The sequence below is a fragment of the Xanthobacter sp. BG11Y11_SDJG genome (genome assembly GCF_057364445.1).
This window is the reverse complement of sequence record NZ_JBNFNU010000078.1, coordinates 1-13,868: the sequence shown is the minus strand read 5'-3', so window position 1 is coordinate 13,868 and position 13,868 is coordinate 1. Positions and strand designations below refer to the sequence as shown.

Below are 13,868 nucleotides of genomic sequence, written 5' to 3'. Positions count from 1 at the left end.
TGCCGCTCGTGCTGGACGGCGAGCGGCTCGGCGTCTCGGTGCCCGGCCCGAACTTCCGCCTCTCGACCGCCGGGCGGAGGCCGCCGCCAGTCTCGGCGCCGCGGTCCGGCGCATCCAGCAGCTTTTCGACAAGGGGGCCGACGCCCGATGATCCGACGCATCTCCCTCGCGCTCGCCCGCTACGAACAGGCGCTCCTGGCGCTCGGCGCCCTCTGCCTGTTCGCGATGATGGTCATTGTCTTCGTCGACGTGGCCATGCGCTATCTCTTCAACAGCCCGCTCGGCTTCTCCTACGATCTGATCTCGCTCTATCTGATGGTGGGCGTGTTCTTCTTCGCGCTGTCCGACACGCTGCGGCACGACGAGCACGTGCGCGTCGACATCCTCTATCTGCGTATGCCGGACGGCCTGCGGCGCCTGTGCGACCGCATCTCCTACGGGCTGAGCGCGGTGCTGTTCGCGGTGATCCTGTGGACCGGCATCGTGCGCGCCATCGCCAGCACGGCCCAAGGCGAGGTCATGGCGACGCTGATCCCCTGGCCGATCTGGGTTGCCTACTGGATCGTGCCCATCGGCACCGCGCCCATCGTGCTCCTGTGCCTGCTGCGCTTCCTCCATCCGCCGGGCAAGGCCCAGCATCCGGCCTGAGCGCCGTTCCCCGGCGCCCGGCGCCCAACCAAGCGAACACGCCTTCCAGGGAGACGTCATGACGTCGTTAGCGATCATCGGCCTGCTGTTCGCGCTGCTCGCCATCGGCATGCCGGTCGGCTTCGCCATGGCGGTCGCGGGCGCGCTCGGCCTGCTCTTCACCGCCGGTCTCGCGGCGACCATCGGCGTGCTGGAGACGACGCCGTTCTCGGTCACGAATTCCTACGAGCTGATCGCCATCCCCATGTTCATCCTGATGGCGGAACTGGTTGTGGCGAGCGGCATCGCCGACGGCCTCTTCCATGCCATGTCGGTGTGGATCGGCCGGGTGAAGGGCGGCCTTGCGGTGGCCACCGCGCTCGCCGGCGCGGGCTTCGGCGCCATCTCCGGATCGAGCACCGCCTCCGCTGCGGCGCTCTCCGCCACCTCCATCCCGGCCATGACCCGGGCCGGCTACGAGCCGAAGTTCTCCTGCGGCGTGGTGGCGATCTCCGGCACCCTCGCCATGCTGATCCCGCCCTCCATCGCTTTGGTGCTCTACGGCATCATCGCCGAGGTCTCGATCGCCGATTTGCTGATCGGCGGGGTGATCCCCGGCCTGCTCGTGACCTTCGCCATCATCGCCACGGTCTACGCGCTGATCTGGCACGACCCGTCCATCGCCCCCGCGGGCCGCTCCTACAGCTGGGCCGACAAGTTCGCCGCGCTGAAGCAGGTCGGTCCCATGCTGGCTCTGCTGTTCCTGGTCACCGGGGTGATCTATGTGGGCATCGCCACGCCGACGGAGGCGGCGGCGCTCGGCGCGTTCGGTGCGCTCGTGCTCACCGCGGCGGTGGGCAAGCTGACCTACCCGACGCTGCGCCACGTGCTGGCGCGCTCGGCCCGCGCCACCTGCATGATCCTGATGATCGTCATCGGCGCCCACATCTTCGGCTTCTTCCTGACGCTGACCCAGGTCACACAGATGACCGTGGCCTTCATCACCAGCCTGGACGTGTCGCCTTATGTGGTGATGGCGATGATCGTCCTCGTCTACATCATCCTCGGCTGCTTCATGGACCAGCTGGCGATCCTGATCCTGACCGTGCCGATCGTGGTGCCGGCCATCAAGGCGCTCGGCTTCGACCCGGTGTGGTTCGGGGTGATCGTGGTGGTCACCGCCGAGGTGGGCATGGTGACGCCGCCGCTCGGGCTGAACGTGTTCGTCGTCTCCCGCTACAGCGGCCGGCCGCTGGAAGAGATCTTCGCCGGCATCGCGCCGCACGTGGTCGCGCACCTCCTCGTCATCGCCGCCCTCATCGCCTGGCCGGGGCTCGTGCTCTGGCTGCCCAGCACCATGAACTGAATCCCTTGGAACTGAATCCCTTGGAACTGAATCCCTTGGAACTGAACCCCTTGGAGGACGCCATGGCCGACACCCCCCGGACCTATCTGGTACGCGAGCAGGACGTGCGCACCTATTCCCCCGCCAACCATTCCGGCACCGTCAACCGCCGCCTCATCAGCCGCGAGACCGTGGGCGCCGGCCAGCTCGAAGTGGTGCTCGGCACCATCGAGAAGGGGCAGGGCGCCCATCCGCACCACCACGATGGCATCGAGCAGGCCTGCTACATCCTCTCCGGCACCGCGCGCGCCGAGGTGGACGGCCAGGTGCTGGAGATGGGGCCGGGCGACACCTGCTTCTTTCCCGCCGGCATGGAGCACGTGTTCATCGCCACCAGCGAGGAACCGGTGCGCGTGCTCGTGATCTACGCCCCGCCTTACGCCGAGAAGGTCTGACCAACGACCCCACCCACCCCACGGAGGATCACCTGATGACGACCCTGTCCCAGCGCCTCGGCCTTCTGGCCGGCGCCGCCGCCTTCGCCCTCGCGGCGCTGCCCGCGTCCGCCGCCGACGTGACGCTGAAGCTCGCCGACTCGCTGCCCGCGGGCCATTCCATCACCAAGAACGCCACCCATTTCTTCTTCGACCGCGTGAAGGCGCTGTCGGGCGGCAAGGTGGAGTTCCAGCACTTCCCGGCCGAGCAGCTGGGCAAGGCGAAGGACCTGCTCTCGGTCACCCAGACCGGCCTCGCCGACATCGGCTACATCGTGCCGAGCTACGTCTCCGAGAAGATGCCGCTCGGCGCCGTGGCCGAGCTGCCGGGCGGCTTCGCCTCGTCGTGCGAGGGCGCCAAGGCGTTCTGGTCGCTGGCCAAGCCCGGCGGCCTGCTGGATGCGCTGGAGTTCAAGCCGAACGGCGTGCGGGTGCTCTATGTGGTGGCGCTCTCGCCCTACCAGGCGGTGTTCTCCGAGAAGGCCGGCTTCAAGAGCTTCGACGACTTCAAGGGCCGCAAGATCCGCTCCAATCCCGGTCCCATGGAGCTCGGCCTGCGCAATCTCGGCGCGGTGCCGATCCGCATGACGCCGCCGGAAATCTTCGACGCCATGACCAAGGGCACCATCGACGGCGCGCTGCTGCCCTTCACCTCCACCGTGTCCTACAGCCTCGACAAGGTGGTGAAGTCGTCCACCATCGGCCAGAACTTCGGCACCGTTGGCATCACCTACTCGATCAACCTCAACAAGTGGAACGGGCTGCCCAAGGACGTGCAGGACGCGCTCACCAAGGCGGGAGACGAGACGGTGGGCCATGCCTGCGCCAAGTTCGACACCGAGGAAGGCGAGCTTGCCAAGCGTCTCGAGAAGGACGGCGTGCTCATGGTCAAGTTCACGCCCGAGCAGGAGAAGATCCTCGCGAACAATTTCGATGAGGTCTCCAAGGACTGGGCGGCGAACCTGCAGAAGCGCGGCAAGCCCGCCGACAAGGTGCTGGAGGCATTCCGCGCCGCCATCGCCGCGCAGCGCTGAGCCGTTCGCCGGGGCGGGGGCCGCACGGCCCCGCCCCGGCGCATCCCCCAGGGTTCCGGCGCCGCGCCGGTCCGCACCATGCCGAGGAGCCGAGCCATGGCGGGCCTCTATTTTGAAGATTTCGTCGAGGGCCGGGTGTTCGCCCACGCGATCACGCGCACCATCACCGAATCCGACAACATGCTGTTCAGCTGCCTGACCATGAACCCGCAGCCGCTGCACATCGACCGGCACTTCGCCGCCAAGACCGAGTTCGGCCAGCCGCTGGTGAACAGCCTCTTCACCCTCGGGGTGATGATCGGCATCACGGTCGCCGACACCACGCTCGGCACCACCATCGCCAATCTCGGCATGAGCGACGTGCGCTTCCCGAAGCCCGTGTTCCAGGGCGATTCGATCCGGGTCGAGACCACGGTGGTCTCCACCCGCGCCAGCCGCTCGCGGCCCGACGCCGGGCTCGTGGAGTTCGAGCACAAGGCCTTCAACCAGGACGGCATCGAGGTGGCGGTGTGCCGCCGCCAAGCCTTTATGCGCCGCCGTCCCTCGGGTGAGCGCCATGCCGGCTGAGCGCCCCGCGCGGGCCGAGCCGCGCTCCTATCTCTTCGTTCCGGGCGACGCTCCGGACAAGATGGCGAAGGCGTGGGCCGCCGGCGCCGCCGACGCGCTCATCCTGGACCTCGAGGATTCGGTCGCGCCCGAGCGCAAGGATGCCGCCGTCGGCACGGTGCGCGCCTTCCTTCGGGCTGCGAGATGGGGGCAGGGCCGCTGCTGTTCGTGCGCGTCAACGGCACCGAGCCTGAGCGCGCGCTCGCCGAGATCGCGGCGCTGCCGCTGGCGCCGCTCGCCGGCATCGTCTGGCCGAAGCTCGCCTCCATCGCCCAGCTCGCGCCGGTCGCCAGCGCGCTCGACGCCCTGGAGGCGCGGGATGGGCTCGCCGGCGGCCATGTGGGCATCGTCGGCATCGTAACGGAGACCGCCGCCGCGCTGCTCAACGGCGCCGACCTCGGCAAGGGACATCCGCGCCTGACGGGCTATACCTGGGGCATGGAGGACCTGTCCGCCGAGCTCGGCCGCGCGCCGCTGCCCGGCCGCACCGACGCGCAGAGGGTGCTCGCCACCCATGCGCAGCTCTTCTGCCTCCTGACCGCCAACGCCGCCGGTATCACCCCCATCGACGCGGTGGACGCGAACTTCCGCGACCTGCCGGCGCTTGAGGCGGACACGCGCCGCGCGGCGGAACTCGGCTTCCGCTCCCGCATGGCGATCCATCCGGCGCAGATCGCGCCCATCCATGACGGCCTTGCGCCCGATGCCGCGACGCTCGACTGGGCGCGGCGCGTGCTGGCGCTGGCGGCCGAGAATCCCGGCGCCTCCGCCTTCAAGCTCGACGGGCGCATGGTGGACCGTCCCCACATCCGAACCGCCCAGGCCATCCTCTCTCGGATCAAGGCGCAATGACCCCCCTGCTGACCGGCATCCGCGTCGTCGACATCACCTCCATCGTCCTCGGGCCGTTCGCCGGCCAGGTGCTGGCCGACCTCGGCGCCGACGTGATCAAGGTGGAGCCGCTGGAGGGCGAACTGGCCCGCTCGGTCTATCCGGTGGCGCCGGACGGCATGGGCGCCATGTTCGCCAACAACAACCGCAACAAGAAGAGCCTCGCGCTCGACCTGAAGTCGGCGGCCGGCAAGGAGGTGCTGCGCAAGCTCATCGCCTCCGCCAACGTGCTGCTGCACAACATGCGGGTGGACGCCATCACCCGCCTCGGCTTCGGCTTCGAGGCGGTGAAGGCGATCAATCCCCGCATCATCTACTGCTCGGCCATCGGCTTCGGCCAGGACGGGCCGTATCGCGACCGGCCCGCCTATGACGACGTGATCCAGGCCGCGAGCGGGCTCGCCATGCTGCCGGCCCATGTGGGCGGCACCCCGGCCTACGTGCCGAGCGTGGTGGCCGACAAGGTGGCCTCGCTCTATGCGGTCTACGGCGTGCTGGCGGCGGTGGCCGCCCAGGCGCGCGGGCAGATCGAGGCGGTGGACGTGGAAGTGCCCATGTTCGAGAGCCTGGTCGGCTTCCTGCTCAACGAGCACCTGGCCGCCGCCACCTTCTCGGCCGAGCCGAAGGGGTCGGGCTATCACCGCCTGTTCTCGCCCGACCGCAAGCCCTACCGCACCAAGGACGGCTGGGTGGCGGCGCTGCCTTATACCGGCGACCAGTGGCGCCGGCTGCTGGCCGAGATCGGCCGCGCCGACATTGCCGCCGAGCCCTGGTTCCAGGATGCTGGCGAGCGCAGCCGGCGCGTCGCCGAACTCTACCGCGTGCTCGGCGCCGCGGTGCTCGAGCGCTCCACCGCAGACTGGTTGGAGACCTTCGCGCGGCTCGACATTCCCTATTCCAAGGTGAACGACCTCGACGACCTTCTGGCCGACCCGCACCTCAACGCGGTGGGCTTCTTTGAGCCCGGCGCGCTTGCCGAGGCCGGGATCGCGCGGACGCTGCGCCAGCCGGTGGTGTTCCGCGGCGCGGCGCGGGCGCCGGACCGGCCGGCCGCAGCCATCGGGGCGGACACCGATTCCGTCCTCGCCGGGCTCGGCTATTCCGGCGGCGAGATCGCCGCGCTCAAGGCGTCGGGGGCAGTGGGCGGTGCAAAGGAGGGCGACCATGATTGATGCGGCGGACGCGGGCTGGCCCAAGATCGGCACCGGCTTCCATTTCGAGGACCTGTCGCTCGGCATGCGCTTCCGCACCGCCGGGCGCACCATCCTGGAGGCGGACCTCGCCGCCTTCTGCAACCTGACCTGGCTCACCGAGGAGCTATTCACCAACGCCGCCCACCGCGATGGCATGACGCTGCCCGCCGCCGTGGTGCCGGGCTCGCTGGTCTATGCCTTCGCCGAAGGGCTGATGCTGCCGATGATGCAGGACACCGGCCTCGCCTTCCTGGAGGCGGACGTGAAGGTGAAAGGGCCCACCGTGGTGGGCGACACCATCACCGTCTTCTGCGAGGTGGTGGAGGCGCGCCTCACCTCGCGCGGCGACCGCGGCCTGGTGCGCACCTTCAATTCGGTGCGGCGCGCCGACGGCCGCGAGGTGCTGACCTACAATCCCCTGCGGATGATCAAGGTGAAGGGCGTCTGAGTCGTCCGGCCTGGTCGGGCGCGCAATGTCTGGCGCGCGATCTCGCGCTTTCAGAGGCAGCCCATAACGCCTTGCCCGGTCGCGCAATCGCGACGGGGGCGGCGGCGCCACGCTTCCGCCACCTTTCGGCCCCCTTCTGCCGCCCGCGCGTGCCTGCCGTTTCGGCAGGTTCGGGTGGGGAGGGCGTCGCCTGGCGGGGTGGGCGCCCCTCCCGTCGGGCGCCGGACGAGCCGGCGCGCGGCCCGTCATCCTTTGGGAGCTTGAGATGACCTTCCACACCCCGTCGGCCGCGCTGTGCGCGGCGAGCCTGCTTATGGCCGTCCCGGCCTTCGCCCAGCAGCCGAGCCAAGCCATCAGGGAAATCCCGGCCGACAAGGCGAAGCTCACCGGCGCCATGACAGTGGACTACAATTCGCGCCTGGCGCGGCCGTCCACCGGCACCGATCTTTACGAGATCACCGAGCTTGCGGTTGCCGACCTGATGATCCTCAAGGGTTCGGTTCAGCGCACGCCGGGCAAGAGCCTCACCTATTCGGTGAAGTTCGACGTGGTGAATCCCACGAACCCCAGCCAGATCGCGCGCGAGGTGGCGATCCTGCGCGGCGACCTGCCGATCGACAACAATGGCCGCTACACCCCGGACGCAGGGCGGCTGCGGCTCGACATCGTCAAGGGCAACCAGACCTCGTCGGCCGCCGGCGGCGCGATCCAGGGCCGCAACGTGACGCGCTGGTGGGAGGTGGGGGAGCAGTTCCGCAAGGCGCAGAAGGAGGCCGACAAGGTCTATTCGCGCTACGTGGACGGCAAGGTCGTCTCGATCCAGGTGAAGAACCCCGACCCGCTGCGCTTCGAGCGCGCGCAGTTGCCCTCCGGCCCGTTCTCGTTCCTGCCCGAGGTGCGGGTCTCCGGCAATCTCGACTATGACTACGAGCTGGGCAACTGGCTGACCGACCAGAACGGCATCACCTTCACCTACACGGTGGCCGACCGCTCCATCACCGACCGGGTCGGCGGCTCGATCCGTTATGTGGAAGAGGAAGGAAACTTCACCGATAAGGCCGGCAAGAAGAAGCCCTATACCGGCTATTACGAGTACAATCTGCGCTGGAACGAGCAGGCGGTGCAGAACGACCAGAGCTTCTTCGATGCCTCCGCCGCCCAGGCGCAGGCCGACGCGTTCTTCTCCAATGCCGACCAGACCAAGCCGGGCCTCTACGGGCGCGTCTACTACAATGACAGCGAGGACGGCTGCAAAAGGGTGAAGGGCGAGGACGGGAAGATGGCCTGCGTCGGTCCGACCCGCTCGGAGATCACCTACGACCTGAAGGCGGAGAAACTCACCTATGCCCAGCTTTCCAACTGGGTGAAGCTGGAGCTTCTGATCCTCGGCCCGCTCACCGACGAGTGAGCAGGGCGCTTCGCGCGCCGCGATGCCCCGGCCTGTCCGGAGGCATCGCGTTCATGCGCTCCGTCATGCCCCTCCCGCACACCGTCATGCTTCCCGCACACCGTCATGCCCCGGCTTGTCCGGGGCATCCACTAGGGGGCGACGCGCCGCCTGGACTGTCAGCGCCAGCGCGTGTGCGCCGGTGGATCCCCCGGACGAGCCGGGGGATGACGGCGGTGAGGGGGATGACGGCGGTGATGAACCCGGCACGCGGCTGCGGGCCGAAGGCCGGATGGCGCCCGCGGCCGGCCGTCGGCGCCGCCGCCCGCACCCGCCGGGGGATGACCGCGCTCAGTCCAGAACCGCGGCCTTGAGAAGGCAGACCATCACCGCATGGGCGGCGCGCCCGAAGTGTTGCGGATGACGTGGCGGCGGTCGCAGCGATAGCGCAGCGTCTCGCCTGCCTTCACGGTCTCCACCTCGCCGGCCACCTCGACCTCCAGGGTGCCCGCGAGCAAGGAGAGGCATTCCACGGAGCCGCGCTGGTGGCCTTCCGAATCCAGCTCGCCGCCCGGCTCGGCGCGGAAGTCGTAATATTGCAGCCACTCCACGGTCTTGATCCAGCCGATGATGGACAGGCGGCACAGCCCGTCCTCGGAGAGCAGGATCGGCGTGTCGGCGCGCGAGAGCTTCTCCAGGAACGGCGCGTCGTCGGAGGAGGCGAGCACCCGCTCCACGGACATGTCCAGCGCCTGGGACAGGCGCCAGACGGTGGCGAGGGTCGGGTTGGTCTCGTTGCGCTCGATCTGGCTGATGATCGACTTCGCCACCCCGGACTGCTCGGCGAGGTCGGAGAGCGAGAGGTTGTAGGCCTTGCGCAGCCGCTGGATGGTCTTGCCCAGCTGTCCGGTCAGGGCTTGGGCGCCCGTCTCCAGCGCCGCGCCGCCGCGCACCTTCCCCACCATGACGCCTCATCCTTTCCGACGAACGAACGTTCGTTGGGGCGGACGATAGCGCCGAAATCCCCTGCGGCAAGACAATTCCAGGGTACCGCGCCGGGGAGCGGCTGGACCGGCGCCTAGCGCCAGAGCGCCCAGAAATGATGCACCGGCCCGTGCCCGTGGCCCACGGCGAGCGTGTCCGCGGCGGCGATGGCGCCGGTGATGTAGGCCTTCGCCTCGCGCACCGCGGAACCGAGGTCCTCGCCCTTGGCCAGCCCCGCCGCCACGGCCGAGGAGAGGGTGCAGCCGGTGCCATGGGTGTTGCGGGTGGCGTGGCGCGGCGCCACGAGGCGGCGGCGCCGGTCGTCTCCACCAGGAGGTCGACGCTTTCCGGCCCGGCGCCGTGCCCGCCCTTCATGAGCACCGCCCCGGCGCCGAGCTTCAGCAGCGCCTCGCCTTGGCGCTGCATCTCGGCCTCGTCCTCCGCCATGGGGCGGCCGAGCAGCACCGCCGCCTCGGGCAAATTGGGGGTGAGGAGGTCGCAGCGCGGGATCAGCACCTCCTTCAGGGTCTCGACCGCCGCGTCGGCGAGGAGCTTGGCGCCGGAGGCCGCCACCATCACCGGGTCCAGCACCACCGGCCGCGCCTGATGGCGCGCGAGGGCATCGGCGACCGTGCGGATGGCGCCGGGGCGCGAGAGCATGCCGATCTTCACCGCCTTGACGTCGAGATCGGAAAACACCGCGTCCGCCTGGGCGGCGATGAAGTCGTCCGGCACGTCGTGGATGGCGGTGACGCCGCGCGTGTTCTGCGCGGTGAGGGCGGTGATGACGCTGGCGCCGAACACGCCGAGCGCGGAGAAGGTCTTCAGGTCCGCCTGGATGCCCGCGCCGCCGCTCGAATCGGAACCGGCCATGGTGAGGGCGATGGGCACGGCGGTGCCGGCAGGGATCGATGGGACAGGCATGGCGTTCCTCCGCGGCGGGTCGTCCGCTTCATTCATCCCGCGGGCTTAGCCTGCCTGCGGGCCGGGTTGAAGGGGAATGCGGGCGGCGCCCACGGCGCTTGCCAGCGCGGCGCGAATTGTCCAACGTGGCGCCGCCCACGCTCAGGGAGTGCGCCGTGATCCCGTTCTTCGTCCAGATCAAGTGCCAGCTCGGCAAGTCCTACGAGGTGGCCACGGCGCTCGCCAATGCCGAGATCGCGTCCGAGATCTATTCCACCGCCGGCGACTACGACCTGATGGTGAAGTTCTACGTGGAGCCAGGCACCGATATCGGCCACTTCGTGAACGAGAAGGTGCAGACCATTCCCGGCATCCAGGACACCCGCACCATCCTCACCTTCAAGGCGTTCTGAGGGACAAGGCATTCTGAGCGACAAGGCGTTCCGAGGCGCTCAGGTCTCCTCGCGCTGGCGCTCCACGCTCTCGCGCGTGAGGCTGCGCACGTCCTTCATGTAAGGCGGGCGGGGGATCGAGGTGTGCGCCGCCCGGAGCGCCGCCGACCAGCGCTCGCGCAGATCGTGGAAATAGGGTTCGCCGGGCTCGATCCGGTACTTCAGCTCGGAATGCAGCTTGTCCGGGCACACCACCAGCACGTCGATGGGCAGGCCGACGCCAAGGTTCGAGCGCATGGTGGAATCCATGGAGATCAGGCTGGTCTTGAGCGCGTCGGCGATCTCCATCTCGTAGCTCACGGCGCGGTCCAGCACCGGCTTGCCGTATTTGTGCTCGCCGATCTGCAGGAAGGGAGTGTCCTGCGTGCACTCGATGAAGTTGCCGGCATTGTAGATCATGAACAGGCGCAGCGGCCCGCCGGCGATCTGCCCGCCGAGCAGGAACGACACGTCGAAATTGACCGAGCTCTGCTCCATCACGTCGCCGTTCACCCGGTGCACCTGGCGGATGGCGGTGCCCACCAGCTGGGCGGCCTGGAACATGGTGCGCGCGTCGCGCAACTGGTGGCGCTCGCCGGCCTCGTGGTCCTCCACCCCCTCGTGCAGCAGGCTGATGACCGACTGCGACACCGACAGGTTGCCGGCGCAGGCGATGGCCATCACGTGGTGGCCCGGCTCCTCGAACACGTGGAGCTTGCGGAAGGTCGAAATGTTGTCGAGGCCGGCATTGGTCCTGGTATCGGCGATCATCACGAGGCCGTCCCGCACCAGAACGCCGCAACAATAGGTCATCGCCTTCCCCCTGGAGCCTCGACATCCCGGCGCCGTGCCGGCATCTCGCCCCCGCTCCCCACCCCGGTTGGCGCGAACTATAGCGAGGGGGCCGCGCCGCCGCAATGCGCGCGCACGGCAAGGCTGCTATTCGCATTCCTCCGCCGGCGCGCCGCGGCGGAACGGGCCGAGTTCGGTGAGGATGGCGGCGTCCTCCGCCACCGCCACCCGTTCCTGCTCCAGAAAGTGGGCCACCGCACGCCGCAGGCCCGGATGGGCGATGAGGTGGGCGGAATAGGTCGCGGCGGGCAGATCACCCCGCGCCAGCTTGTGGTCGCCCTGGGCGCCCGCCTCGACCCGGGCGAGGCCGCGGGAAATGGCGAAGTCGATGGCCTGGTGGTAGCAGACCTCGAAATGCAGGAACGGGTGCTCCTCGACGGCGCCCCAATAGCGGCCATAGAGCGCATCCGCGCCGATGAAGTTGAGCGCCCCGGCGATATAGCGCCCGCTGCGCTTCGCCATCACCAGTAGCACGCTGTCCGCCATGCGCGCGCCGATCAAGGAGAAGAAGCGGCGGTTGAGGTAGGGCCGGCCCCATTTGCGCGCGCCGGTGTCCTGGTAGAAGGCGAAGAAGGCATCCCAGGCGGCTTCCGTGAGGTCGGCGCCGGTGAGCCATTCGATGGCGATGCCACCCTCCAGCGCCTCACGCCGCTCCTTCTTCAGCGCCTTGCGCTTGCGCGAGGCGAGCGCGGCGAGGAAGTCGTCATAGCTGCCATAGCCGTGATTCAGCCACTGGAACTGCCGGTCGGTGCGCTGGAGGAAGCCCTGCCGCGCCAGGCTGTCCCACTCCTCGCGGGTGGCGAAGGTGACATGGGCGGAGGAGGCCTCGCGCAGCCGCATCAGCTCGGCGACGCCGGCGGCGAGCGCGGCGCGGCCGGTTCGTCGCCGGGATCGCGCGTCAGCAGGCGGCGGCCGGTGACGGGCGTGAACGGCACCGCCAATTGGAGCTTCGGATAATAGTCGCCGCCCGCGCGCTCGAACGCATCCGCCCAGCCGTGGTCGAACACGTATTCGCCCTGCGAATGGGACTTGAGATAGCAGGGCGCGACGGCGGTGATTGCGTCGGCGCCGTCCAGCACCAGATGCTGCGGCATCCAGCCGGTGCGGGCGCTGGCGCAGCCGGCCTCCTCCAGCGCCGAGAGAAACGCGTGCGAGAGGAACGGGTCGGGCCGCGCCGCGCCGCCGGCGGCGCAGGCATCCCAGTCCGCGGGGGCGATCTGCGACAAGGCGGTGAGGACGCGGATGGAAGCTTCGGGCATGTCCTAAACGTGGGCCGGTCGCCGCGGGCAGGGGAGCGCGACGGTGCGTCGCAGCATGGCCCAATTTATCCGATCAGGGAACGAAGCCCTCGAAGATCATCTGGTCGGCGCCGCGCGCGGCCTGCGTGCGCTCCTGCGGCGTGCGGACGGTCCAGGCCAGAAGCGGGACGCCGAGCCCCGGGCAACGCGCGGCGCCGGGGCATCGAGGTCGGCGACGCGATAGGCGACGAACTGGAAGCGCGAGCGCGGCCAGTGCAGCAGGTTGCCGAGGCAGAAGCGGTTGCCCAGAGGGAAGACGGACCAGTCGGGATGGTCGTAGCGGTGCTCGGCGACCACGCCGCGCGGCACGGCCGGGGCCGCCCGCCGCACCGTCTCGATCATGGCGGGATCAAACGACATCAGCGCCGCCGGCCCGCCATAGGCCGCGACCACCTGCGCGGCGCGCGTGGCGAGGCGGGTGTCGCCGGAGAAGTCGCTCTTGATCTCGATGAGCAGCGGCGCGCGGCCCGCCACGCGGTCGAGCAGCTCGCTGAGGCGCATCATGCGCTCGGCGGTCGCCTTGAACGGCACCTCGGTCAGCGCCGCGGCGGTAAGGGCGCGCACCGGCCCGGAGCGCTCGGTGAGGCGGTCGAGGGTGAAGTCGTGGAACACCATGGCCTCGCCGTCGGCGCTCGCCTGGAGATCCACCTCGATGGCGAAGCCGCCGGCCAGCGCTGCGTCGATCGCCGCCGGCATTGTTTCGACGACGCCGCGCCGCGGCGTCGTGCAGGCCGCGGTGGGCCACCGGGCGCGCCGTGACGAAGCCGAAATCACCGGAACGAGACGTCATGGCACGGCGCACCCATTTTGGCCTGGGATCAGGCGATTTCGACCACCGCCTCGACTTCCACCGCGGCGTCGAACGGCAGCGCGGCGATGCCCACCGCCGAGCGGGCGTGGCGGCCCTTGTCGCCGAGAATCTCGACCAGAAGGTCGGAGCAGCCGTTCACCACCTTGGGCTGGTCGGTGAATTCGGGCACCGAGTTCACGAACGCCACCAGCTTCACCACCCGCACCACCTTCTCCAGGTCGCCGACGGTGGCCTTCACCTGGGCGAGGATGTTGATCGCGCACAGCCGCGCCGCCGCCTGGCCGGCCTCGATGGAGACGCCGCCGCCGAGCTTGCCGGTGGTGATCTTGCCCGCGCCGTCGATGGACACCTGGCCGGAGACGAACAGCAGGTTGCCGGTGCGCACCACCGGCACATAATTGGCGAGCGGCGGGGTCGGCGTGGGCAGCGTGATGCCGAGGCTCGCGAGCTTCTGTTCGATGGTGGTGGTCATTGACGGCTCCTGCCACAAGGATTGCGCAATTGGGCCTTCCTCTTTGGCGGAAGCGCCGCCGCGGCGCAAGCCGTCCCGCGCGGGGGCGGGCG

Annotated in this window: 12 protein-coding genes and 5 pseudogenes; 11 read left to right on the top strand and 6 right to left on the bottom strand. The window is 69.4% G+C overall.

Features of this window, described 5'->3' with window-relative positions:
• Nucleotides 1-147: 147 nt before the first annotated feature.
• The 10 genes and pseudogenes from AC2W7M_RS09365 (at nucleotide 148) to AC2W7M_RS09320 (ending at nucleotide 8,046) form a co-directional block, all read left to right on the top strand.
• On the top strand, nucleotides 148-648 hold the full coding sequence (locus AC2W7M_RS09365) for a TRAP transporter small permease (protein WP_486131878.1): 501 nt from the start codon (nucleotides 148-150) through the stop codon (nucleotides 646-648).
• A gap of 58 nt (nucleotides 649-706) precedes the next feature.
• Entirely contained in the window at nucleotides 707-1,993 is a 1,287-nt protein-coding gene (locus AC2W7M_RS09360) for a TRAP transporter large permease (protein ID WP_486131876.1), read from the top strand.
• A 62-nt stretch (nucleotides 1,994-2,055) separates the two neighbouring features.
• Nucleotides 2,056-2,427: a cupin domain-containing protein gene (locus tag AC2W7M_RS09355; RefSeq protein WP_486131875.1), complete on the top strand. Its 372-nt coding sequence runs from the start codon at nucleotides 2,056-2,058 to the stop codon at nucleotides 2,425-2,427.
• Between the two features lie 35 nt (nucleotides 2,428-2,462).
• Entirely contained in the window at nucleotides 2,463-3,500 is a 1,038-nt protein-coding gene (locus AC2W7M_RS09350; protein WP_486131873.1) for a TRAP transporter substrate-binding protein, read from the top strand.
• A 96-nt stretch (nucleotides 3,501-3,596) separates the two neighbouring features.
• Nucleotides 3,597-4,067: a MaoC family dehydratase gene (locus AC2W7M_RS09345; protein ID WP_486131871.1), complete on the top strand. Its 471-nt coding sequence runs from the start codon at nucleotides 3,597-3,599 to the stop codon at nucleotides 4,065-4,067.
• Nucleotides 4,057-4,203: pseudogene (locus AC2W7M_RS09340) on the top strand (aldolase/citrate lyase family protein); the annotation flags it as partial. The gene AC2W7M_RS09345 and the pseudogene AC2W7M_RS09340, both read left to right, overlap by 11 nt.
• A gap of 47 nt (nucleotides 4,204-4,250) precedes the next feature.
• Nucleotides 4,251-4,958: an HpcH/HpaI aldolase/citrate lyase family protein gene (locus AC2W7M_RS09335; RefSeq protein ID WP_486131869.1), complete on the top strand. Its 708-nt coding sequence runs from the start codon at nucleotides 4,251-4,253 to the stop codon at nucleotides 4,956-4,958.
• Nucleotides 4,955-6,169, top strand: a complete 1,215-nt coding sequence (locus tag AC2W7M_RS09330) for a CaiB/BaiF CoA transferase family protein (RefSeq protein ID WP_486131867.1) — start codon at nucleotides 4,955-4,957, stop codon at nucleotides 6,167-6,169. The genes AC2W7M_RS09335 and AC2W7M_RS09330 overlap by 4 nt, the downstream gene beginning before the upstream one ends.
• On the top strand, nucleotides 6,162-6,638 hold the full coding sequence (locus tag AC2W7M_RS09325) for a MaoC family dehydratase (RefSeq protein ID WP_486131865.1): 477 nt from the start codon (nucleotides 6,162-6,164) through the stop codon (nucleotides 6,636-6,638). Before AC2W7M_RS09330 ends, AC2W7M_RS09325 begins: the two co-directional genes overlap by 8 nt.
• A gap of 265 nt (nucleotides 6,639-6,903) precedes the next feature.
• On the top strand, nucleotides 6,904-8,046 hold the full coding sequence (locus AC2W7M_RS09320; RefSeq protein ID WP_486131863.1) for a hypothetical protein: 1,143 nt from the start codon (nucleotides 6,904-6,906) through the stop codon (nucleotides 8,044-8,046).
• A gap of 330 nt (nucleotides 8,047-8,376) precedes the next feature.
• On the opposite strand, the pseudogene AC2W7M_RS09315 reads toward AC2W7M_RS09320, so the two are convergent.
• Nucleotides 8,377-8,990 (bottom strand): annotated as a pseudogene (locus tag AC2W7M_RS09315) (helix-turn-helix domain-containing protein).
• Between the two features lie 113 nt (nucleotides 8,991-9,103).
• A pseudogene (gene thiD, locus AC2W7M_RS09310) lies at nucleotides 9,104-9,933 on the bottom strand (bifunctional hydroxymethylpyrimidine kinase/phosphomethylpyrimidine kinase).
• Between the two features lie 155 nt (nucleotides 9,934-10,088).
• Between thiD and AC2W7M_RS09305 the strand changes: the two are divergent.
• A complete protein-coding gene (locus tag AC2W7M_RS09305) occupies nucleotides 10,089-10,325 on the top strand; it encodes an Lrp/AsnC ligand binding domain-containing protein (RefSeq protein WP_486131861.1) in 237 nt (78 codons plus the stop codon).
• A gap of 39 nt (nucleotides 10,326-10,364) precedes the next feature.
• Here AC2W7M_RS09305 and AC2W7M_RS09300 read toward each other — a convergent pair whose 3' ends face one another.
• The 4 genes and pseudogenes from AC2W7M_RS09300 to AC2W7M_RS09285 all read right to left on the bottom strand — a co-directional run bounded on the left by AC2W7M_RS09300 (nucleotide 10,365) and on the right by AC2W7M_RS09285 (nucleotide 13,776).
• On the bottom strand, nucleotides 10,365-11,156 hold the full coding sequence (locus AC2W7M_RS09300) for a proteasome-type protease (RefSeq protein ID WP_486131859.1): 792 nt from the start codon (nucleotides 11,154-11,156) through the stop codon (nucleotides 10,365-10,367).
• A 126-nt stretch (nucleotides 11,157-11,282) separates the two neighbouring features.
• A pseudogene (locus AC2W7M_RS09295) lies at nucleotides 11,283-12,454 on the bottom strand (GNAT family N-acetyltransferase).
• Nucleotides 12,455-12,527: 73 nt separating this feature from the next.
• Nucleotides 12,528-13,283: pseudogene (locus AC2W7M_RS09290) on the bottom strand (glycerophosphodiester phosphodiesterase family protein).
• A 28-nt stretch (nucleotides 13,284-13,311) separates the two neighbouring features.
• The gene (locus tag AC2W7M_RS09285) at nucleotides 13,312-13,776 is read right to left on the bottom strand and encodes a RidA family protein (protein WP_486131857.1); all 465 of its coding nucleotides are present in this window, start codon (nucleotides 13,774-13,776) and stop codon (nucleotides 13,312-13,314) included.
• Nucleotides 13,777-13,868: the final 92 nt, after the last annotated feature.

Bases quoted from the DNA above. Each gene is read 5' to 3' on its own strand.
- AC2W7M_RS09365 (WP_486131878.1), top strand. From the start codon at position 148: ATGATCCGACGCATCTCCCTCGCGCTCGCCCGCTACGAACAGGCGCTC.
- AC2W7M_RS09360 (WP_486131876.1), top strand. From the start codon at position 707: ATGACGTCGTTAGCGATCATCGGCCTGCTGTTCGCGCTGCTCGCCATC.
- AC2W7M_RS09355 (WP_486131875.1), top strand. From the start codon at position 2,056: ATGGCCGACACCCCCCGGACCTATCTGGTACGCGAGCAGGACGTGCGC.
- AC2W7M_RS09350 (WP_486131873.1), top strand. From the start codon at position 2,463: ATGACGACCCTGTCCCAGCGCCTCGGCCTTCTGGCCGGCGCCGCCGCC.
- AC2W7M_RS09345 (WP_486131871.1), top strand. From the start codon at position 3,597: ATGGCGGGCCTCTATTTTGAAGATTTCGTCGAGGGCCGGGTGTTCGCC.
- AC2W7M_RS09335 (WP_486131869.1), top strand. From the start codon at position 4,251: ATGGGGGCAGGGCCGCTGCTGTTCGTGCGCGTCAACGGCACCGAGCCT.
- AC2W7M_RS09330 (WP_486131867.1), top strand. From the start codon at position 4,955: ATGACCCCCCTGCTGACCGGCATCCGCGTCGTCGACATCACCTCCATC.
- AC2W7M_RS09325 (WP_486131865.1), top strand. From the start codon at position 6,162: ATGATTGATGCGGCGGACGCGGGCTGGCCCAAGATCGGCACCGGCTTC.
- AC2W7M_RS09320 (WP_486131863.1), top strand. From the start codon at position 6,904: ATGACCTTCCACACCCCGTCGGCCGCGCTGTGCGCGGCGAGCCTGCTT.
- AC2W7M_RS09300 (WP_486131859.1), bottom strand. From the start codon at position 11,156: ATGACCTATTGTTGCGGCGTTCTGGTGCGGGACGGCCTCGTGATGATC.
- AC2W7M_RS09285 (WP_486131857.1), bottom strand. From the start codon at position 13,776: ATGACCACCACCATCGAACAGAAGCTCGCGAGCCTCGGCATCACGCTG.